Source organism: Massilia solisilvae (assembly GCF_024753215.1).
GTDB classification, from domain to species: Bacteria; Pseudomonadota; Gammaproteobacteria; order Burkholderiales; family Burkholderiaceae_D; genus Telluria; species Telluria solisilvae.
On sequence record NZ_JANUGV010000001.1, the window covers coordinates 1,036,307 to 1,054,337 of the forward strand.

20 protein-coding genes are annotated in these 18,031 nt (G+C 67.3%); 7 read left to right on the forward strand and 13 right to left on the reverse strand.

Annotated features, from left to right (window positions below; translation table 11 throughout):
* Positions 1-23 precede the first annotated feature (23 nt).
* Genes NX773_RS04675 through NX773_RS04685 form a run of 3 tightly spaced genes read left to right on the forward strand, consistent with a single transcriptional unit; the run spans position 24 to position 1,895 of the window.
* On the forward strand, positions 24-578 hold the full coding sequence (locus NX773_RS04675; protein WP_258855180.1) for an NADPH-dependent FMN reductase: 555 nt from the start codon (positions 24-26) through the stop codon (positions 576-578).
* On the forward strand, positions 568-999 hold the full coding sequence (locus NX773_RS04680) for a VOC family protein (protein WP_258855181.1): 432 nt from the start codon (positions 568-570) through the stop codon (positions 997-999). The genes NX773_RS04675 and NX773_RS04680 overlap by 11 nt, the downstream gene beginning before the upstream one ends.
* Positions 996-1,895 (forward strand): ion transporter, encoded by a 900-nt coding sequence (locus NX773_RS04685; protein ID WP_258855182.1) that lies wholly within the window; start codon positions 996-998, stop codon positions 1,893-1,895. The genes NX773_RS04680 and NX773_RS04685 overlap by 4 nt, the downstream gene beginning before the upstream one ends.
* On the opposite strand, the gene NX773_RS04690 is transcribed toward NX773_RS04685, so the two are convergent.
* The 5 genes from NX773_RS04690 to NX773_RS04710 form a co-directional block, all read right to left on the reverse strand.
* Positions 1,892-4,345 (reverse strand): TonB-dependent receptor plug domain-containing protein, encoded by a 2,454-nt coding sequence (locus tag NX773_RS04690; protein WP_258855183.1) that lies wholly within the window; start codon positions 4,343-4,345, stop codon positions 1,892-1,894. The genes NX773_RS04685 and NX773_RS04690 overlap by 4 nt on opposite strands.
* A gap of 65 nt (positions 4,346-4,410) precedes the next feature.
* Positions 4,411-4,905, reverse strand: coding sequence for a RidA family protein (locus tag NX773_RS04695; RefSeq protein WP_258855184.1), 495 nt, complete (start codon positions 4,903-4,905; stop codon positions 4,411-4,413).
* Between the two features lie 32 nt (positions 4,906-4,937).
* Entirely contained in the window at positions 4,938-5,348 is a 411-nt protein-coding gene (locus NX773_RS04700; protein WP_258855185.1) for a c-type cytochrome, read from the reverse strand.
* Positions 5,345-6,871 (reverse strand): flavin monoamine oxidase family protein, encoded by a 1,527-nt coding sequence (locus tag NX773_RS04705; RefSeq protein WP_258855186.1) that lies wholly within the window; start codon positions 6,869-6,871, stop codon positions 5,345-5,347. Before NX773_RS04705 ends, NX773_RS04700 begins: the two co-directional genes overlap by 4 nt.
* 501 nt (positions 6,872-7,372) lie before the next feature.
* Complete coding sequence (locus tag NX773_RS04710; RefSeq protein ID WP_258855187.1) at positions 7,373-8,047, reverse strand: hypothetical protein; 675 nt, start codon at positions 8,045-8,047, stop codon at positions 7,373-7,375.
* 287 nt (positions 8,048-8,334) lie between these two features.
* On the opposite strand from NX773_RS04710, the gene NX773_RS04715 reads away from it, so the two are divergent.
* Positions 8,335-8,913, forward strand: a complete 579-nt coding sequence (locus NX773_RS04715) for a phasin family protein (protein WP_258855188.1) — start codon at positions 8,335-8,337, stop codon at positions 8,911-8,913.
* Positions 8,914-8,925: 12 nt separating this feature from the next.
* On the opposite strand, the gene NX773_RS04720 is transcribed toward NX773_RS04715, so the two are convergent.
* The 3 genes from NX773_RS04720 to NX773_RS04730 form a co-directional block, all read right to left on the reverse strand.
* Positions 8,926-10,143 carry an acyltransferase family protein gene (locus NX773_RS04720; RefSeq protein WP_258855189.1) on the reverse strand — a complete coding sequence of 406 codons (1,218 nt, stop codon included), beginning with the start codon at positions 10,141-10,143 and terminating at the stop codon, positions 8,926-8,928.
* A 237-nt stretch (positions 10,144-10,380) separates the two neighbouring features.
* Complete coding sequence (locus NX773_RS04725; protein WP_258855190.1) at positions 10,381-11,109, reverse strand: LytR/AlgR family response regulator transcription factor; 729 nt, start codon at positions 11,107-11,109, stop codon at positions 10,381-10,383.
* The gene (locus NX773_RS04730) at positions 11,097-12,155 is read right to left on the reverse strand and encodes a sensor histidine kinase (RefSeq protein WP_258855191.1); all 1,059 of its coding nucleotides are present in this window, start codon (positions 12,153-12,155) and stop codon (positions 11,097-11,099) included. The genes NX773_RS04725 and NX773_RS04730 overlap by 13 nt, the downstream gene beginning before the upstream one ends.
* A 105-nt stretch (positions 12,156-12,260) precedes the next feature.
* Here NX773_RS04730 and NX773_RS04735 point away from each other — a divergent pair, with 105 nt between their 5' ends.
* Positions 12,261-12,848, forward strand: coding sequence for a YdeI/OmpD-associated family protein (locus tag NX773_RS04735; protein WP_258855192.1), 588 nt, complete (start codon positions 12,261-12,263; stop codon positions 12,846-12,848).
* An 8-nt stretch (positions 12,849-12,856) separates the two neighbouring features.
* Here the strand turns inward: NX773_RS04735 and NX773_RS04740 are convergent, their stop codons facing one another.
* From NX773_RS04740 to NX773_RS04760, 5 genes are all read right to left on the reverse strand, one after another.
* The gene (locus tag NX773_RS04740) at positions 12,857-13,822 is read right to left on the reverse strand and encodes an FHA domain-containing protein (protein ID WP_258855193.1); all 966 of its coding nucleotides are present in this window, start codon (positions 13,820-13,822) and stop codon (positions 12,857-12,859) included.
* Positions 13,819-15,207: a S1 family peptidase gene (locus tag NX773_RS04745; RefSeq protein ID WP_258855194.1), complete on the reverse strand. Its 1,389-nt coding sequence runs from the start codon at positions 15,205-15,207 to the stop codon at positions 13,819-13,821. Before NX773_RS04745 ends, NX773_RS04740 begins: the two co-directional genes overlap by 4 nt.
* A gap of 65 nt (positions 15,208-15,272) precedes the next feature.
* The gene (ribA, locus tag NX773_RS04750; RefSeq protein ID WP_258855195.1) at positions 15,273-15,917 is read right to left on the reverse strand and encodes a GTP cyclohydrolase II; all 645 of its coding nucleotides are present in this window, start codon (positions 15,915-15,917) and stop codon (positions 15,273-15,275) included.
* A 93-nt stretch (positions 15,918-16,010) separates the two neighbouring features.
* Positions 16,011-16,712: a pirin family protein gene (locus tag NX773_RS04755; protein ID WP_258855196.1), complete on the reverse strand. Its 702-nt coding sequence runs from the start codon at positions 16,710-16,712 to the stop codon at positions 16,011-16,013.
* 1 nt (position 16,713) lies between these two features.
* A complete protein-coding gene (locus NX773_RS04760; protein ID WP_258855197.1) occupies positions 16,714-16,941 on the reverse strand; it encodes a DUF3820 family protein in 228 nt (75 codons plus the stop codon).
* 60 nt (positions 16,942-17,001) lie between these two features.
* Here NX773_RS04760 and NX773_RS04765 point away from each other — a divergent pair, with 60 nt between their 5' ends.
* Positions 17,002-17,433, forward strand: a complete 432-nt coding sequence (locus tag NX773_RS04765) for a DUF1810 domain-containing protein (RefSeq protein WP_258855198.1) — start codon at positions 17,002-17,004, stop codon at positions 17,431-17,433.
* Complete coding sequence (locus NX773_RS04770) at positions 17,433-18,014, forward strand: cysteine dioxygenase family protein (RefSeq protein ID WP_258855199.1); 582 nt, start codon at positions 17,433-17,435, stop codon at positions 18,012-18,014. Before NX773_RS04765 ends, NX773_RS04770 begins: the two co-directional genes overlap by 1 nt.
* Positions 18,015-18,031: the final 17 nt, after the last annotated feature.

The window sequence follows — 18,031 nt, forward strand, 5'->3', positions numbered from 1 at the left end:
GCTTGACCTGCAGGAGGAAGCAAATGGCAACGAGAAAAATCGCCGTACTGGTCGGCAGCCTGCGCAAGGAGTCGTACACGCGCAAGGTGGCCAAGACCCTGATGCTGCTGGCGCCGCCGGCGCTGGAGATGGAGATCGTCGAGATCGGCCAGCTCCAGCTGTACAACCAGGACCTCGACACCGATGCGCCGCCGGCAGCATGGACCGAATTTCGCACCCGCATTCGCGAGGCCGACGGGATCCTGTTCTGCACGCCCGAGTACAACCGCTCGATTCCAGCGGCGCTCAAGAACGCGGTGGACGTCGCGTCGCGGCCGTACGGGCAGTCGGCCTGGAACGGCAAGCCGTGTGGCGTCGTGAGTGTGTCGCCGGGCGCGATCGGCGGCTTCGGCGCCAACCACCACCTGCGCCAGTGCCTGCCTTTCCTGAACATGCCGTGCATGCCCGCGCCGGAAGCCTACGTGGGCGGCATCGCCGGCAAGGTCGACGCCGAGCACGTGAGCGACGAGTCCACGCGCAAGTTCCTGCAGTCTTTCGTGGACGCCTTCGCACCATGGGTGGAGCGCCATGCGGACTGACGCCAACGCCACCCACGCCATCGGCATTCGCCACATCGACCACATCGTGCTGCGCGTGCGCGACCTGGACGCCATGATCGGCTTTTATGGCAAGGTGCTCGGCTGCGCGGTCGAGCGGCGCCAGGACGAGATCGGCTTGGTGCAGCTGCGCGCCGGCAGCTCATTGATTGACCTGGTGCCGGTGGACGGCAAGCTGGGCAAGGCGGGCGGCGCCGCGCCCGGCGCCGAGGGCCGCAACCTCGATCATTTCTGCTTGCGGGTCGAGCCGTTCGACGAGGCGGCGATCCGCGCGCACCTGGCGGCATGCGGGGTGCAAGCCGGCCCCACCGAGAGCCGCTACGGCGCCGAGGGCGAGGGACCGTCGATTTACCTGCAGGACCCGGAGGGCAATACCATCGAGCTCAAGGGCCCGAGGGCATGAACGACCAGCGATCTCCTGACTACGTGCCCCAGGCGCCGGCTTCGTACGGGCGCCCGCGCGGCGAGCTGCGCGGGCGGCTCTACGACATCATCTTCGAGTCGGACACGCCGGCCGGCCGCCGCTTCGACATCGTGCTCGTGTGCGCGATCCTGCTCAGCATCCTGGTGGTGGTGCTCGACAGCGTTCCCGAACTGGACAAAGACTATGACGGCGTGCTGTTCGCGGCCGAGTGCGTGTTCACCGCCCTGTTCACCGCAGAATACCTGGCGCGGCTCTGGTGCGTGCGCCGGCCGTGGCGCTACGCGACAGGCTTCTACGGCATCGTCGACCTGCTGTCGGTGCTGCCCACGTATTTTTCGCTGCTGGTGCCGGGCAGCGCGCTGCTGCTGGACATTCGCATCCTGCGCCTGCTGCGCGTCTTCCGGATCTTCAAGCTCACGCTGTACGTGCAGGAGTACACCCGCCTGGGCGAGGCCCTGCTGGCAAGCCGCCGCAAGATCCTGGTGTTCCTGTCCGCCGTGGTGATGGCAGTGCTGGTGCTGGGCACCGTGATGTACGTGGTCGAGGGGCCGAAGAACGGTTACACCAGCATCCCGGTCTCGATGTACTGGGCCATTGTGACCATGACCACCGTGGGCTACGGCGACATCACGCCGCACACCAGCCTGGGCAAGCTGATCGCCTCGTTCATGATGCTGCTGGGGTGGGGCATCCTGGCCGTGCCCACGGGAATCGTGACGGCGGAGATGACGCGCCAGGAATGGGGCCGGCGCGCGGGACGGGAGAGCGCGGCGCCGGCGTGTGCTGCGTGCGGGTCGCGCGGTCACGCGAGCGCGGCCCGCTTCTGCAAGGACTGCGGGGCAGCGCTGCCGTCCCGCAGTCCCGCCGGCACTTAGAACTTCATGCTGGCACGCGCATAGTAGTAGCCGCCGTTGATCCCGAACGGCGAGAACGACGGGTAGAGCGTGACCGCGCCGTTATCCAGGTTGGCGCGGCGCTCGGCCAGCAGCTTCGCGTTGACCTGGTTCGGGTAGGTGTTGAACAGGTTGTTCGCACCCACCGCGAAGGTCCAGGCCTTGGTCGGGCTGTAGGCAAGCTCCAGGTCGGTGATCCAGGTCGGTTTGACCTCGTTCTTGTACCACACGGCGCCGTCGGACGAGTCGAGCGATTCGGACCTTCCGTAGAAGGCCTCGCGCAGGTTCATCGTCCACTTCCCAAGCTTCCACAACGCACCCAGGTTCAGGCGCGTGCGCGGCGAGGCGGTTTCGATGTCGGCGATCGCCGACGGATCGAGCAGCGTCTGCGGCTGCAGCTGGGCCGGGGCCTGGTTGATCTTGGTGACCTCGACCTTGTTGTAGTTGGCCGCTGCCGACCAGTCCACCTTCCCCCACTCGCCATAACTGCTGTTCAGTGTGGCGACGAACTCCAGGCCGCGGCTACGGGTGTTGACCGCGTTCGAGAAGATGTTGATGCCGGTCTGTACCACGGTCGGGTCGAGCACGTTGCCGTTGGCGATGATGGCCTTGATGACCGCCGGCGAGTTGATCGCGCCGCCCGAGCCGTACAGCGCGCCGCTGCCGACGATGCGGTCGCGGATGCTGATCTGGTAGGCGTCCAGCGTGATCGCCAGGTTCGCGCTCGGGTGCAGCACGATGCCCGCACTGATGTTGGTCGAGGCTTCGGGCTTCAGGCCATTCACGCCGACCAGCTTGGCACCGGCGGAGTTCGGCGGCAGCTGGACGAAGGCGCTGCGCGGCGACACGTTGGTGGCCGAGTAGTATTCCTCGGCCAGCGTCGGCGCACGGAAGCCGTTGCTGTAGGTGGCACGCACGCCAACCGCCGGCGAGAAGTCGTAGCGCGTGGTCAGCTTGCCCACCTTGGCGTTGCCGAAGTCGCTGAAGTGCTCGTAGCGCGCGGCCAGGTCCACCGTCAGGTCGGTGACAGGCTTGCCCGAGACGTTCACGTAGCCGGCCTTGCCGGTGCGGCTGTGCGAGCCGGCGTCGGTCAGCGAAAAGCCCGGGAACGACTGCGAGCCTTCCTTGTAGCGCGAAGCGGCGTCGCCGGCCACGATCTCGTAGGTGTCGCGGCGCTGCTCCAGGCCCGCGGCCACGTTCAGCGGCGACGCCATGCCGACGTCGAATTCACGCGACAGGTCCAGGTTGTTGGTCAGCTGGCCTGCGTGAAATTCGCCGGCCCTGAACTCCGTGGGCGTGAAGCCGGTATCGTTGAACAGCGAAACGTTGGCCGAGCTGGCCACGCCGATCTTGCTCACGTCCTTGCCGTAGGTGCTGGACAGGTCGAAGTGCCAGCCCAGCGCCTTGAACTTGGCGCCGAGCGTGAGCGCGTAATCCTGCTCGTTGAAGGTCTCCAGCGGCGAGAAGCCGTTCGGGTAGACCTTCGGGATGCGGCTGGGCATGCGGTAATTCTCGAACGCGCGCGCCTTCTTTTCGCCGTAGGTGGCAAAGCTGTACACGCTGGCGTCGTTGCTGATGTCGGCGCCGAAGTTCGCGGCGAACACGTGCTGGCGGTACTGGGCGTCGCCCGAGATCCGGTTCAGGTACGGGTACAGGCTGTTGTTCTTCAGTGTCGGCTGTGCGGCCAGCGTGCCCGGGTCGGTCACGCGCGGGTCGATCCCGCCGCGGTTGGAAAAGCCGTGGAACTTCGATTCGGCGGTCAGGCTCAGGAAGGCGCCCTCGAACGGCGTGAGCCCCATGTTGGCCGAGGCGTCGCCGGTGTGGCCGCCTTCGTCCATGTAGCCGCCGCCGTTCATGCTGGCGGTGCCGCCCTGGTAGTTCGATTTGAGGATGATGTTGATCACGCCGGCGATGGCGTCGGTGCCGTACTGCGCAGCGGCGCCGTCCTGCAGCACCTCGACGTGGTCGATCGCGGCGATCGGGATGTAGTTCAGGTCGGCCGCGGCGCCGCCCTGGTACGGGCCACCGAGCACCGACAGGTTCGAGGTGCCGTGGCGGCGCTTGCCGTTCACGAGCACCAGCGTGTTGTTGGGCGACAGGCCGCGCAGGCGCGCGGACAGCGTCATCGCGGCCATGTCGCTGCCGAACGCCTGAGCGTTCAGCGAGGGCAGGTTTTGCGACAGCGCCTGCATCAGGTCAGGCTGGCCGGCGCGCGACAGCGAAGTGGCGTCGAGCACCTGCACCGGCGAGGCGCTGTCCTCGACTTTGAGGCCGGTGGCACGGGTGCCGGTCACGATCACGACGCCCGCATTGGCCACCTGCGCGGCAGGATCTGGGGTCTCGGGCGGCTTGTCTTCGGCGGCGTGGGCCAGGCCCAGACCCGAGTGCAGGACGATGGCGGCGACGCCGCCCTTGAGGATTGCCTTTTGCATGGATTTCCCTTTTTTGGTCGAACAGTTTTGTGTACAACTTCTGGAAAACAGGGAGCGGCGGTCGGTTACTTTTTGGCGGCCACCACCTCGATCTCGACGAGCCAGCCCGGATTGGAGAGCGCAGCCACCTGGATCACCGCGCGCGCCGGCAGGTTGGGCTGGGCGCCGCCGAAGAACTGCGTGTAGCCCTGCATGAAGCCGGCCACGTCGGCCTTGCCGTTCTTGGCCGGGTCGCCGACCAGGAAGACCTGCATCTTGACCACGTCGCCCATCGACAGGCCCATGCCCTTGAGGATCTCGGCGATCTTCTTGAGCACGCCCTCGGTCTGGGTCTTGGTGTCGCCGAACGCGGCGAGCGAGTTGGGGTCGGCCGACTTGTCCACCAGCGGCGGCACCTGGCCGCTGACGAAGCTGATGGCGGTACCGGCCGGCAGCGTGACGGCCTGCGCGATCGGGAAATCGGAGCCCGGGATCTTGTGGCGGACGATCGCCGGCCCGGCCGCGCTGGCGGCCAGCGGCATCAGGCAGAAGAGGGCGGCGAGCAGTTTTTGCTTGTTCATGCGGTGTTTCTCCTGGGGTTTTGAAAGAGGGTTCAGTGCTTGTTGCCGAAGCGGCTGTGGCTGGCGGGCGGCACCTGCAGTTCGGTGCGCAGCGCGCTCACTTCGTCCTGCGACAGCGGCGCGGCGCTGTTGCCCCAGCTGCTGCGCACGTAGCTGAGCACTTGCGCGATCTCGGCGTCGTCCAGGCTGCCGCTGAAGTTGGGCATGCCGCCGCGGCCCTTGAGCAGCACGCTGGCCGGGTCGCGCGATGGTCCTTGCACGAAGGTGTTGCCGGCCAGCGCAGGGAAGGCGCCGGGGATGCCTTTGCCGGTCGGCTGGTGGCAGGCGGCGCAGTTCTTGACGAACAGCGCCTGGCCGGCGGGCGTGTCGGCCCGCACGTTCGTGTGCCAGGCCACGGCGGCGGCCATCAGCGCCGACCCGATCGCGAGTTCGTGGAATTTCATGCCATGGCCCTCCGGTGGATTTTTTCGATCTGCTGCCAGGCCGATTCGATGGCGCCGGCTTGCCAGCCGGTCAGGTAGCTCAGGTGTTCGCCGGCCAGCATCACGCGGCCTTCGCCTTCCTGCAGCGTGGGGTAGGCGTCCTTGCGCCCGTCGTCGGTCCATTCGGCCCAGCCGCCCAGGTTGTACTGGACGCGGTGCCAGGCCACGGAGAAGGCGTTCTCGAAAGAAGAGCGGTAGGCGCCCGGGAAGATCTTTTCGCCGGCGTCCAGCGCAAACTGCGCGCGCTCGGCAGGCGACAGCGCGCTCACCTCGATCGCGTCGAGCGCGTAGTGGTAGTAGCCCAGCACCACGCCTTTCCTGGACTGCCAGCCGGTCGACGGCAGGGAAATCGTGTTGATGGCCTTCAGGTCGGTCAGCACGTGGCCGCCGTAGATGCGCTCGTCCTCTTCCCAGAAGCGGCGGTTCATCTGCAGGCCGATCTTGCCGACCGGGGCATAGGCCACGCCGCGGATCGCGGTCTTGAATTTGTCGGTGAAGTCGGTGTCGATCATGCGCAGCACCGACAGCGGGATCGTGCACAGGCAGTAGTCCGCGCCGATGGTGCTGACCTTGCCGCCGGCGTCCTTGTAGGTGACCAGCACCTGCTCGGCGTTCTGGCGGATCGACTGCACTTCGGCCCCGTAGCGGATGTGGCGGCGCACGCGCTTCTCGAACGCTTTTGCGATCTGGTCCATGCCGCCGACCGGCTGGAACATCGTCCCGTGCATCGGGAAGTCCTGCACCGCGCTGTACACCTTGCCCACCTTGGCGGCGAGCAGGTCGCGAAAGCCGAGCGGGTCCGACGGCGTGCCCGCCACCAGGCCGGCGCCGGGGTTGACCGCATAGCCGCGGCCGCTGCGGCCCTTGTACTGCAGTTCGGGGCCTTCGAGCGCGCCCTCGTGCTTGAGATAGTCGAGCAGTAGCATCTGGTCGTCCTGCGTGACCTGCTGGTCGAGCAGGCCGCCCTTGACCGACTTGGCGAGCAGCTCGGACACGTGGCCGCGCATGTCGGCCTTGAGCTGTTCGCCGCGCAGGCGCTGCTTCGACAGCGGACCGGCGTCTTCCATGTACACGAAGGCGTGGTCGTTCTCGTTGACCATGACTTCGAGCGGCACGTCGAACTGGCGCGTGTAGTACAGCGTCGACTGGTGGTCGAGCGGGATGCGCCAAGGGCCGTGGTTGATGTACTGGCCCTGGTCGAACTTGCAGTGCTGGGTTTCGCCGCCCAGTTCCTGCAGCGCGAAACCCTTGCGTGCACTCTGGCAGCGGCCGCCGGCGAAGTGGCGCGCCTCGAGCACCTGGCAGTCGTAGCCGAGCTTGGCGAGCTCGTACGCGGCCGTCATGCCGGCCAGGCCGGCACCGAGGATCACGATCTTCTTGCCTTTGCCGCTGCCGCTCAGTTGCGGGGGCGCGACGGCCTGCGAGGCGATCCCCATTCCCCATGCGTTCATCGTGTTGAGCAGCAGCGCCGAACCGCCGACCATGGCGGCACGATATAAAAATTCACGTCTTGTTACTGACCGGGCCTTGCTGTCCATCCGCACCTCGATAAGTGATTGCTGAAAACGAAACTGGTGAAACACAAGAGCAAATAGCAATAGCTGTGCCAATCACGGTGAGGTCGGGAGAATTTTTTTCTTTGAAAAATAATGTTGTGCCCGCAGCGCGCCGTGTGGCGGACGGGCCGGGACGCGCGGGCGGAAAATAAAGTTGGCGCGTGGCGACTGCGGCTTGCGTGCACTGGATGGCGCTCGCGCCCACGCGCCCGGTCAGGCGTTGCGTCACATGCGTTGGCGCGCAAGGTTCGCGATGCGACGGCTGACTGCCTGACGTATGCACAGACTGTATTTTTCAAGCGCCAGACTTTATTTGCGGGAGCGTCCGTTCACGCGCGGCCAGGCGTGTGCGGCGACGGCACGCAAGCCCGGTGCGCGCCGCACCAGCGCGCACCGGGTTGTTGCACTACGGTTGGGAGAAGGTGTGCGTCAGCGCAGCGCGCAGGCGGCGTCGCGCTCGATCCAGTACTTGAACTGGCCGAAGGTGGGAATGGAGGAGTCGTCGCGCTCGCGGAAGAAGTCTTCGAGCATTTGGCGGTAGGCGCCGCGCCGCGAGAACTCGGCATGCGTGGCAGCGTAGCGCGCCACGGCGGTGCGGAAGGTGGCGCGGATCTGGGCGTCCGCATTCAGGCCCGGTTGCGAGGCATCCTTGCGCGGGCGCCCGCGCTTGACGTGCGCGTTGGGCACGCGGATCTTTCCCGGCGCGCCGGAGTTGGCATAGTCCGGAAGCAGCGCGGCCAATGTCTGCCCGCGCTCCCAATAGCGCCGCAGGTAGCGCAGAATGGTGGCACGCGACACGCCCGTTTCGGCCACGCGGTGCGCGATCATTTCGGCCCGGCGGCGCGGGAGGAAGATCGCGGGCGCGCTTGCCACCAGCGGGGCGATCACCTCCCATGCCCTGGCCTGCAGTTCGCGATGCTTCTCGGGCACCGCCGCCGCGGGGCAGGCTGGTGCGCCCGGATCGACCAGCAGCAGCGACAGGCGCCGGGATCGCACGTCCGCTTCCAGCATCGCCACCCGCGCCGGTTGCGGCAGCGCGCACGGCGTCTCCAACTGATAGGTGAATGCGACCTCCTGTTTTGCATCGATCCACAGGACACGCATCGTTTTCCCGTCCGGCCCGCAGGCGCGGAGCACATCGTTCGCAAGCAACATTCGAAACACTGGCAACAGTTAAGGCACAGTGCTTTATGCAAATATCGCGCCAGCAAGCGGGCTGCACCTTTATGGCAGATCAAGAGCCACCTGGCCGTATCCCCTAGCCTTGCTCCTTGTGCTGGCATGAACCATTCGCGCACCGGGATAGGGCAAACCCAGCATCCCGTTCGTGCGCGGGCAGCCTCGCGCCGCCGTGCCGGTTCCTTCCACTACCATTTACCTGGAGGCGACCCATGTATCCATTCCCGCAAGCCGTCAGTCCCGCCATCAAGAGCCACCTCGACGCCCAGGCCACGTACCTGAACGACGTGGCCAGGTCCATGTTCCATTCGTTCCAGCAGGTGTGCGACCTGAACATCCAGCTGATGCAGGCCATGCTCGAGGAGTCCGCGCAGGCCGGCAGGCAACTGCTGGCGGCGGACGGCCAGACAGAGGTGCTGGGCGCCGCGGCATCGCGCGCGCAGCCGGCCACCGACAAGCTGCGCGCCTGGCAGCAGCACTTGTCGCGCCTGGCGGCCGACACCCAGGTGGAGCTGGCGCGGGTCACCGAGCAACATGCGCAGAACACCGCGCGCACCGCGCGCGCACTGGCCGACGAGGTGGCGCGCACCACCAGCGAACAGGCCGAGCGCGGCGTGCGCACCCAGCAGGAAACGATGCGCCGGGTGGCCGAGCCGTTTGCGCACGCGGCAGAGGCAAGCGCGGCCCAGGCCGCGCACATCCGGACCGGCGGGCCGCAGCCGATGCAAAGCGCGGCGCCGCAGGGCGCAAGCCAGGGCGGGGCGCAACCGGCCAACGCGCAACACGGCTGAGCGCCGCACGCCTCACGCCGCGCGGGCGGGCGCCAGGCGGGGGCTCGCGCCGGCGGCCTGCTTGCGCGGCGCCGCCAGGCCAAACAAGGGGCGCAGCAGCGCGCTGCGCCGCACGGCTTCAAAGATGCCGAAGCTGGCAACGAGCGTGGCCACCACCAGCATCATGGCTTCCAGCCCCGGCGCCAGGCGCAGCGGCTTGAGCGCGTGCGCCATCACCACGATGAGGGTCTGGTGCGCGATGTACACGGGAAACACCGCCTCGGTCAGGTAGCGGCGTGCCGCGCCGTCGCGCTGCAAGTGGCGCTGGGCAAAGCCGCAGGCCGCCGCAATGGCGCACCACGCAAGGAAGGCATACACGGTGCGAATCACTACCCGCAAGGCTTCCACCTGGCCTGCCGGTACCGCGTCGTCGGGCACTGCCCAGAAGATGACGGCAGCGACCCAGCACCCAGCGGCGACCCCGAGCGACACCCAGCGCACGTCGCCCAGCCGCGGCCAGAAGCGCGGCACGCGGGCCAGCAGGGCGCCCAGCACGAACAGCGAGAAGTAGGTCGCGTGGCTGTACCAGTCGCCGATCACGGCGTGGTTTTGCGGAAAGCGGCCGGCCAGCAGCACGCGCACGATCGCCAGCACCAGGGCGGGCAGCACGATGATCCTCCATCCCGCCAGCGACCGCGCCACGCGGCTGGCCAGCGTGTCGAAGCGGTCCCCGAGCGCGGCCACCAGCGCCGCCAGGAACAGCGTGTAGATCCACAGGTAGGCCACGAACCAAAGGTGGTTCCAGGTTGGCAGGATCAGGCAGTCGTGGCCGCGGCAAAAGCCGCCGTAGCCGGTCAGGTACAGGCGCATGAAGTCGAGGTAGCTGCCGTCGTAGGCGACCTTCTCGACCACTTCCAGGTAGGACTGCGGCGGGACCACGACCAGCATCCCGAACAGCAGCGGCACCAGCAGCCGGATGCTGCGCTGGCGCAGGAACCCCGCCACCTTGCCCTTGGCGAGCATGAAGCTGGACGCCACGCCCGACACCAGGAACAGCAGGTCGAGCCGCCAGGGTGACGACAGCAGCATGAACGGCTCGGGGCCGGGGCCTGCCGCCGGACTCTTCACGTGCCAGTCCCAGCTGACGTAGTACATCCCCACGTGGAACACGATGAGGATGAAGAAGGCGATGATGCGCAGCCAGTCGAGGAAGAACAGGCGCGTTGGCGCCGTGGTATCTGTGGTGTGCATTGGAATGGATCCGTTGGTTGGTGACGGATGCCAGAATAGGGCGCGGCGCCGCCTGCGCGCGAGCGCAATGTGGCGAGCCGGGCTTGGGTTGGGGTGAGCCGGATTTGTGATGCTGGCGTGCGTTGAACGCGTGGGCAGGAGACCTGCCCACCCTACGACAAGCAGCAGGTAGGGCGGGCAGGCTCCCTGCCCACGCGTCCAGCCGGCGGCAGCGTAGCCGCCAGGCCAGCGTGGAAGTCAGCGAATGGACAGCCGGGCCAGCACCTCGGCGCGGTACTGGCGGCTGCACGGCACCCGCGCACCGCCGCGCAGCACCAGCTCGCAGTCGCCCTTGTCGAGCGGGACCACGCGCTCGATCCAGTCCAGCTGTACCGCCGCCCGGCGGTGGCAGCGCATAAAGCGCGCGCCAAGCTGGGCGACCAGGTTGGACAGCGTCTGGCGCAGCAGCGGCTGGCCTTCGGCCGTGTGCAGGACCACATAGTTGTCGGCCGTCTCGATCCACTGCACGTCCGCTACGCGCACCACGCGCGTGCCGGTGTGGCCCGGCACCAGCAGCTGGCGCACCGGGTGACTGGCGCCGAACTCGGGCAGGGCGGGCGCGGCCGTCTGCAGCCGCAGGCGCTCGTTCAGCCGCTCCAGCGCGCGCTGCAGGCGCTGGGCATCGAACGGTTTGAGCAGGTAGTCGATCGCGTTGGCGTCGAAGGCGCGCACCGCGTACTCGTCGAAGGCGGTCACGAACACCACCAGCGGCGCGGGCACCGGCAGCGAGGCTGCCAGTTCCAGTCCCGACAGCTCGGGCATCTGGATGTCGAGGAACAGCGCATCCGGCTTGACGGCATCGATCTTCTCCAGCGCCTCGATGCCGTCGCGTGCTTCGTCGATGGCGTCAACGCCCGGCATCGATGCCAGCATGCGGCGCAGCCGTTCACGCGCGGGGCGCTCGTCGTCAACGATCAAGAGGCGCATGGCAGGCGCATTTCGGCACGTACGCCGAGCGGGGACAGGGGCTCGAGCGAGAGGCTGGCGCGTTCCCCATGTAGGGCCGCGAGCCGTTCGCGCAGGTTGGACAGGCCGATGCCCGGCGCCGCCCCGTCCGCGAGCGTGCCGCCATCGTCTTCGACCGCCAGCACCAGCTGGCCGCCGTCACGCCGGGCCGACACCACGATCGCCACCGGCTGGCGGCGGCGCTCGACCGTGTGCTTGAACACGTTTTCCAGCAGCGGCTGCAGGCTCATGACCGGAACAGGGCAGGGCAGCAGCGCCTCGTCCACCTCCCAGGCAATGGTGACGCGGTCGGCGAAGCGCTCGGCCATCACGCCCGCGTAGCCGCGCACCAGGCGCAGCTCGGTGTCGAGCGAGGTTTCGTGGCCCGCGCCCAGGTCGAGCGTGGTGCGCAGCACGCTGGCCAGCTGCGCCAGGGTGGCGTCGGCCTTGTCGACGTCGGTGTGCATCAGCGACGAGATCGTGTTGAGCGCGTTGAACAGGAAGTGCGGTTGCATCTGCTGCGCCAGCCGCTGCAGCTGCGCCTGCTGTAACAGGCTGTTGGCGCGTTCGGCGCGCAGCTTTGCCCCCAGCATTTCGCGGTACGACAGCAGGCCAAAGCGGATGACCGTGAACAGGCCAATGAAGATCGAGATCTTCACCGACTCGTAGAGGAAGACGTGCGGCCAGGGGCCGTGCTCGTAGGTCTCGCCCGCCGCGTTGTACACGGCGATGCGGATGCCGAAGGCGATCGGCACAAACGCAATCCAATACACGGGGAACCACATCGCGTGCAGCGCGAACCAGCGCGCCGGCGCGGCCACCAGCGGCTGGAAGCGCCGCATCAGCCGGTCCTGCAGCAGCAGGAGAAAGGTGGCAGCGACCATCGACGAGCCTTCCCACAGCACCGGCTTCCACAGCTCGCCGTCGTTGTCGTTGGCCAGGTAGTCCTGCACCGCGACGGCTACCATCAGGCTCCAGAACAGGAGCCACGCAAGGCCGATGACGATCTTGTTGCGGTTCGAATCCATGACGGGCAAAGTGGGGGCGACGCGGGGATGATCCTGCATTCCCCGGCCGTTGTCAAAATGGCAGAGCCGATATACTCTCTGCAGGTCCCAGCCGGAGGTCGAGCCATGCCAGATGACGACGAGGTGCTTGAGTGTTCCCACCAGGGCGAGTGGGCGCAGTGGCTTGCAGCCAACCACGCCAGTTCCGCCGGCGTGTGGCTGCGCCACGCCAGGAAGGGCAACCCGCAGCCCACGGTGACCTACGCCGAGGCGCTGGAGGTGGCGCTGTGCTTTGGCTGGATCGACAGCCGCAAGAAGTCGGCCGGCGAACTGCACTTCCTGCAGCGCTGGACCCCGCGCTCGGCCAGGAGCATCTGGTCCAAGGTCAACCGGGAGGCGGCGCTGCGCTACATCGAGCAAGGACGCATGCAGCCAGCCGGCCTGGCCGAGGTCGAGCGCGCCCGGCGCGACGGCAGGTGGGACGCCGCCTACGATTCCGTTCGCGCGGCAAGCGTTCCGCCGGACCTGCAGGCCGCCCTCGACGCCAGCCCGGCGGCAGCAAAATTTTTCGCCACCCTCAGTTCCCAGAACCGCTACGCGATCCTGTTTCGCGTCCAGACAGCGAAAAAGCCGGCCACCCGCGCGGCCCGCATCCAGACGTTCATCCAGATGCTGACGCGCGGCGAAACCATCCATCCGCAACGGAGCAGCTAGGCCGGCATTCAGCCGTCGCCTTCGTCCTTGTCCTTGCTCGCGCGCTCCACGTCCAGTCGTGCCTTCATTGCGCCCACCTGGCCCATGAACTCGTCCACGCTGTGGTCGCGGCTTGCACGCAGCTCGGGCGGCATCAGTACCGACATGTACAACTCGTCGCCCAGGCGCCCGCTGCGCTGCTCGTTGGCGATGAAGGCCAGGCCCGAGCCGAGCAGGGCGAGCGCCACGCAGATGAAGCCATACCTTCGCGTGCGCTGCGGCCGCACGGTGGCAAGGTGGAACCACACCATGCCCGCGACCAGCGCGATCGCCACGTGCGAGCCGTAGCGCGTGAGCGGTTCGAGCGACCACGCATAGCCCAGCGCCGAGGTGGCGAGGCGGTAGAGCGTGAGCGCCGCGGCACCGCAGCCGAAGATGAACAGGTGCCGCCCGAGCCGCGCATGGCGCCCGAACAGCCGGTTGGCAAAGGCCCAGATGCCGCTCCACAGCAGCGCCGCGCCAAGGCCATAGGCGACCGCCTGCAGGTAGCGGACCAGCTCGAACGACTGGGTGTCGGCCAGCCACATCAGGAACAACGAGACCGCGCCGACCAGCAGCGCGCCGGCGAACCCCGGCAGCGCGCCTTCCCAGCGGTGCATGGTCCGGTCCAGCAGTTCCGGGGCGACCGGGTGGTCTGCCGGCCGCACGCGCAGCGAGGTGTGCCCAAGGCGCACCACGGTGTCGCCGTCCAGCAGCACGCTCTGGCTGCGCCGCCCCTTGTGCACCATGCCATTGCGCGAGCCCAGGTCGCGCAGCACCGGTGCGCCGGCGGCGCTCAGTTCCACCACGGCGTGCCGTGGCGCGACGTGGGCGTCATCCAGGATCACATCGTTGTCGTAGCCACGCCCGAGCCGGATCGGCAGTTGCGCCAGCTGGTGCCGGTGCAGCACGTCGCCGTTGGCGGCCAGCGTCTCGACGAACCATGGGCCTTTCATCGCCGCGTCCTTCCCAGTGCGGTCAGGAAGGCGCGCGTGACGCGCATGCCGTTCTCGTACGAGACCCCGGCCACGTCGAGCCGGCTTTGCAGGCTGGCCTGGTCGTCGTCGGTACTGGCCGTGAGCAGGGTGAAGTTGTACAGGCCGGGGAATTTTCGGTACGCGCGCACGCAGGTCACGGCGCGCAGCGGCAGCGACTGCGTGGCCACGAACTGCTCGGTGCACGAGGGGCCGGTCAGGCGCGTGTCCTTGCGGCTGCCGATGCGGTCCACGCGGAACTGGTTGGTCGCCAAAAACGCGAAGCGCAGCGGATTGAGGCTGGACGAGCGCAGATACTGGTGCGTCATCGACACGTAGCCTGTCTGCTGCGAGTCCGATACGTAGATCGCCGCTTCCATCGCGCAGCTGATCGCATCCATCGTGTACGGCGCTTCGGCCTTGAAGTTGGAGCGCCCCCAGCAGCGCACCTGGCCCGACTCGCGCACCGGCACCAGGTAGGGCCCCATCGACTTGACCGACAGCGGCTTTTCGAGGAGCCGGTCGATCATGCCGCGCTGGTGCGCCAGCAGCTGCTGGCCGATCACCGGATTGAAGTCGCGCGGCGGCGCGCGCTGGGTAGCGACCTTGTGCAGCAGCTCCTGCGCGTACTTGACCGGCACCAAAAAGCTCACCAGTTCGCCGTCGCGCCGCTTGGACACGTTGACCCCAGCCACCGTGCCCGCCTCGGTCACGCTCGGCCCGCCGCTCATGCCCGAATTGATCGGCCCGGTAAACATCAGCTGGTCATAGAAGCTGCGCGTGATGACCCCGTTGTACGCGCCTTCGGAGATCGCAAAGCCCAGATCGAGCGGGTTGCCGAGCGAGTACAGGTATTGCCCCTGGGTGAGCTTGACCGTGCGCTCCGGCACCTTGAAAAAGCCGCTGCCGCTGCGGTTGATGCGCACCACCGCCAGGTCGTGCAGCACGTCCACTGCCAGCAGTTCGACCGGGCCGCTGTTGCCGTCGGTGTCCATGTACTCGCCCAAGTACACGTCGGGGTCGAGCGCCATCTGCGACACCACGTGGTAGTTGGTCAGCACCAGGTTGGAGGTGCCGACCATGAAGCCGGAACCCACCTGCGACTGGCTGCGGCCGTTGCGCAGCAGCATGCGAATCTGCAGCAGGTCGGCGCGCGCGGACGAATACAGTTGCTGCGCGGCGGTGGAAGGCGGCGGCAGGGCCCCGGCGTCCGATTCGGCAGGGCCGGGCGCGGGTGGGACGAGGGTAGGCGGCGCCACCAGCGGCGTTGGCTCCCTGGGCTTGCCGGCCGCGTTCTTTTGCGCGGCAGACGCGCCCAGCGCGCCGGCAAGGCACGACAGCACGACAGCAGTGGCAAGGCGGTTCATGCAACCCTTCGATGGCAAGTCGACAGCGCCTACTTTGCCACCAAACGGCGCAACCGCCGCACACGCTACAGCTGGCCGTCCTCCACTGCCTCGGTCAGCGGATTCATCATGTGGCCGAGCTTGGCAGCCTTGGTGTTCAGGTAATTGTTATTGAAGGCGTTGCGGTTGACCAGCAGCGGCACGCGCTCGACCACATCGATGCCCAGGCGGGTCAGGGCGTCGATCTTGCGCGGGTTGTTGGTCATCAGGCGCACCTTGCGCACGCCAAACTGCTCCAGCATCGGCTTGCACAGCTCGTAGTTGCGGGCGTCCGCATGAAAGCCCAGCTGCAGGTTGGCCTCGACCGTGTCGGCGCCGGCTTCCTGCAGGCGGTAGGCGCGGATCTTGTTGACCAGGCCAATGCCGCGGCCTTCCTGGCGCAGGTACAGCAGGATGCCGCGACCCTCGGCGGCGATCTTCTTGAGCGCGCCCTCGAGCTGGGCGCCGCAGTCGCAGCGCTGCGAGAACAGCACGTCGCCGGTCAGGCATTCGGAGTGCACGCGCGCCAGCACCGGCTCGCCGTTGCCGATGTCGCCCAGCACCATGGCCAGGTGTTCCTTGCCGGTCGCGTGTTCGACGAAGGCGTGCAGGGTAAATTGCGCCCATGGCGTGGGCAGCGCGCACGACGTGACGTAGTCAAGCAGCGGTTCATTGGCGGGTGTGGCGGACATCTTGGCGTTCTCTGGTTTCGTATTGCTGTAACCGCTAAGTTTAGCGGAAATTCGGGTTTTCCGTGCGGATTGGGCCGGCCGCACCGGCCCGGCTCATGCCGGCAGGTCGAACACGAGCAGCTCGGCATCGACCGCGTCGATCAGCCGGATCGACGGCTCGCCCGTGAGCTTGAGCGCGTCGCCCGCGCGCAGGTGGGCGCCGTTGGCCCACACTTCGCCGCGGATCAGGTGCACGTAGCCGCGCCGCCCCTTGGCCAGCATGTGCTCGACGTCGTCGTTGCCGTCCATGAGCGAGGCGTACACGGCGGCATCCTGGTGGATGGTGATCGAGCCGTCGCGCCCGTCGCTGGAGGCGATCAGGCGCAGCCGGCCGCGCTTGGATTCGGGCGCGAAGTGCTTTTCCTCGTAACCTGGCGCAATGCCGGTTTTGTTCGGCTGGATCCAGATTTGCAGGAAATGCACCGGCTCCGTGGCCGAGCCGTTGAACTCGCTGTGCTGCACGCCGGTGCCAGCGCTCATGCGCTGCACGTCGCCGGGGTGCAGCACCGAGCCGGTGCCCATGCTGTCCTTGTGTTCCAGCGCGCCTTCGAGCACATAGGAGATGATCTCCATGTCGCGGTGCCCGTGGGTGCCGAAGCCCATGCCGGGCGCGACCCGGTCCTCGTTAATCACCAGCAGCGGGCCAAAGCCGGTGTGGCGCGGGTCGTAGTAGGAAGCGAACGAAAAACTATGTTTTGACAGCAGCCAGCCATGGTCGGCGTGGCCGCGCTCTTCGCTCTTACGCATTTCGAGCATCTTATCCTCCGTTTCTTGGGCCGCTGCGCAGCGGGTCGAGCAGGCTGCGCAAGGCGTTGTGGTCGATTTCGTACATCAGTTCGAGCAGTTGCCCCAGTTCGCCCTTGGGAAAGCCCTCGCGCGCGAACCAGCCGAGATAGTGGCCGGGCAGGTCGGCGATCTTGCGGCCCTTGTATTTACCGAAGGGCATGTCGCGGGTCAGCAGCAATTGCAGGTGTTCTGGTTTCATTGCTGCCACTTTAGCAAAGTTGGCGGGCGGTGTAGCATGGACCCCGATGGGGAGGATGCCATGGATACCGATTACGACCTCGAACGCTTCGTCACCGCACAGGACGAGGTGTACGCGACCGTGCTGGCGGAGTTGCGCGCGGGACGCAAGCACAGCCACTGGATGTGGTTCATTTTTCCGCAAGTGGCGGGGCTGGGGCACAGCGCGATGGCGCAGAAATACGCGATCGGCTCGTCCGACGAGGCTGCGGCCTATCTGGCGCACCCGGTGCTGGGGCCGCGCCTGCGCGAGTGCGCCACGCTGGTTGCCATGCATGACGATACGCCCATCGAGCAGATTTTCGACAGCCCCGACGACCGCAAATTCCAGTCGTCGATGACGCTGTTCGCCGACGTGGCGCCGGACGAGGCCGTGTTCCAGAGCTGCCTTGACCTCTTTTTCGATGGCAGGGCGGACCCGGCCACGCTTGATTTCCTTAGCAAGGAGCATTGATGACCAATCTTGTCCGCCTGCGCGATTTCGTGCGCGAATTCACCCGGCTGGTTGACAGCGGCGCCGACGAGGCGCGGATCTTCAGCGACGGTCGCGAGCTGCTCGGCGCGCTGGTCGCCGTGGACGACTGGCTGCCCGACGAATTCGCCCGGCCGCACCGCGACCGCTACCGCCAGTTCCTGCTGCACTGCGATCCGCTCGAACGGTTTTCGGTCGTGAGTTTCGTGTGGGGGCCGGGCCAGGCCACACCCGTGCATGACCACACGGTGTGGGGCATGGTCGGGGTGCTGCGCGGGACCGAACGCTGCCAGGAGTTCGCCCTGCCGGCCACGCCCGGGCCAATGGTCTCGACCGGCTCGCACGCGCTGCCCGCCGGCGCCATCGACCTGGTCTCGCCCATCGTGGGCGACATCCACCGCGTTTCGAACGCGCTGGCGGACGGCGTGTCGGTCAGTATCCACGTGTATGGCGCCAATATCGGCGCGGTGGCCCGCCATACCTTCGACCTGGCCAGCGGCGAGCGCAAGCGCTTCGTGTCCGGTTACGAGAACGAGACCGTGCCCAACCTGTGGAGGGTGTGACGCCGATGTAATGTTGT

What these genes read in the sequence shown, in the direction of transcription:
- NX773_RS04675 (WP_258855180.1), top strand. Translation starts at nt 24, where the DNA reads ATGGCAACGAGAAAAATCGCCGTACTGGTCGGCAGCCTGCGCAAGGAG.
- NX773_RS04680 (WP_258855181.1), top strand. Translation starts at nt 568, where the DNA reads ATGCGGACTGACGCCAACGCCACCCACGCCATCGGCATTCGCCACATC.
- NX773_RS04685 (WP_258855182.1), top strand. Translation starts at nt 996, where the DNA reads ATGAACGACCAGCGATCTCCTGACTACGTGCCCCAGGCGCCGGCTTCG.
- NX773_RS04690 (WP_258855183.1), bottom strand. Translation starts at nt 4,345, where the DNA reads ATGCAAAAGGCAATCCTCAAGGGCGGCGTCGCCGCCATCGTCCTGCAC.
- NX773_RS04695 (WP_258855184.1), bottom strand. Translation starts at nt 4,905, where the DNA reads ATGAACAAGCAAAAACTGCTCGCCGCCCTCTTCTGCCTGATGCCGCTG.
- NX773_RS04700 (WP_258855185.1), bottom strand. Translation starts at nt 5,348, where the DNA reads ATGAAATTCCACGAACTCGCGATCGGGTCGGCGCTGATGGCCGCCGCC.
- NX773_RS04705 (WP_258855186.1), bottom strand. Translation starts at nt 6,871, where the DNA reads ATGGTCGGCGGTTCGGCGCTGCTGCTCAACACGATGAACGCATGGGGA.
- NX773_RS04710 (WP_258855187.1), bottom strand. Translation starts at nt 8,047, where the DNA reads ATGCGTGTCCTGTGGATCGATGCAAAACAGGAGGTCGCATTCACCTAT.
- NX773_RS04715 (WP_258855188.1), top strand. Translation starts at nt 8,335, where the DNA reads ATGTATCCATTCCCGCAAGCCGTCAGTCCCGCCATCAAGAGCCACCTC.
- NX773_RS04720 (WP_258855189.1), bottom strand. Translation starts at nt 10,143, where the DNA reads ATGCACACCACAGATACCACGGCGCCAACGCGCCTGTTCTTCCTCGAC.
- NX773_RS04725 (WP_258855190.1), bottom strand. Translation starts at nt 11,109, where the DNA reads ATGCGCCTCTTGATCGTTGACGACGAGCGCCCCGCGCGTGAACGGCTG.
- NX773_RS04730 (WP_258855191.1), bottom strand. Translation starts at nt 12,155, where the DNA reads ATGGATTCGAACCGCAACAAGATCGTCATCGGCCTTGCGTGGCTCCTG.
- NX773_RS04735 (WP_258855192.1), top strand. Translation starts at nt 12,261, where the DNA reads ATGCCAGATGACGACGAGGTGCTTGAGTGTTCCCACCAGGGCGAGTGG.
- NX773_RS04740 (WP_258855193.1), bottom strand. Translation starts at nt 13,822, where the DNA reads ATGAAAGGCCCATGGTTCGTCGAGACGCTGGCCGCCAACGGCGACGTG.
- NX773_RS04745 (WP_258855194.1), bottom strand. Translation starts at nt 15,207, where the DNA reads ATGAACCGCCTTGCCACTGCTGTCGTGCTGTCGTGCCTTGCCGGCGCG.
- ribA (WP_258855195.1), bottom strand. Translation starts at nt 15,917, where the DNA reads ATGTCCGCCACACCCGCCAATGAACCGCTGCTTGACTACGTCACGTCG.
- NX773_RS04755 (WP_258855196.1), bottom strand. Translation starts at nt 16,712, where the DNA reads ATGCTCGAAATGCGTAAGAGCGAAGAGCGCGGCCACGCCGACCATGGC.
- NX773_RS04760 (WP_258855197.1), bottom strand. Translation starts at nt 16,941, where the DNA reads ATGAAACCAGAACACCTGCAATTGCTGCTGACCCGCGACATGCCCTTC.
- NX773_RS04765 (WP_258855198.1), top strand. Translation starts at nt 17,002, where the DNA reads ATGGATACCGATTACGACCTCGAACGCTTCGTCACCGCACAGGACGAG.
- NX773_RS04770 (WP_258855199.1), top strand. Translation starts at nt 17,433, where the DNA reads ATGACCAATCTTGTCCGCCTGCGCGATTTCGTGCGCGAATTCACCCGG.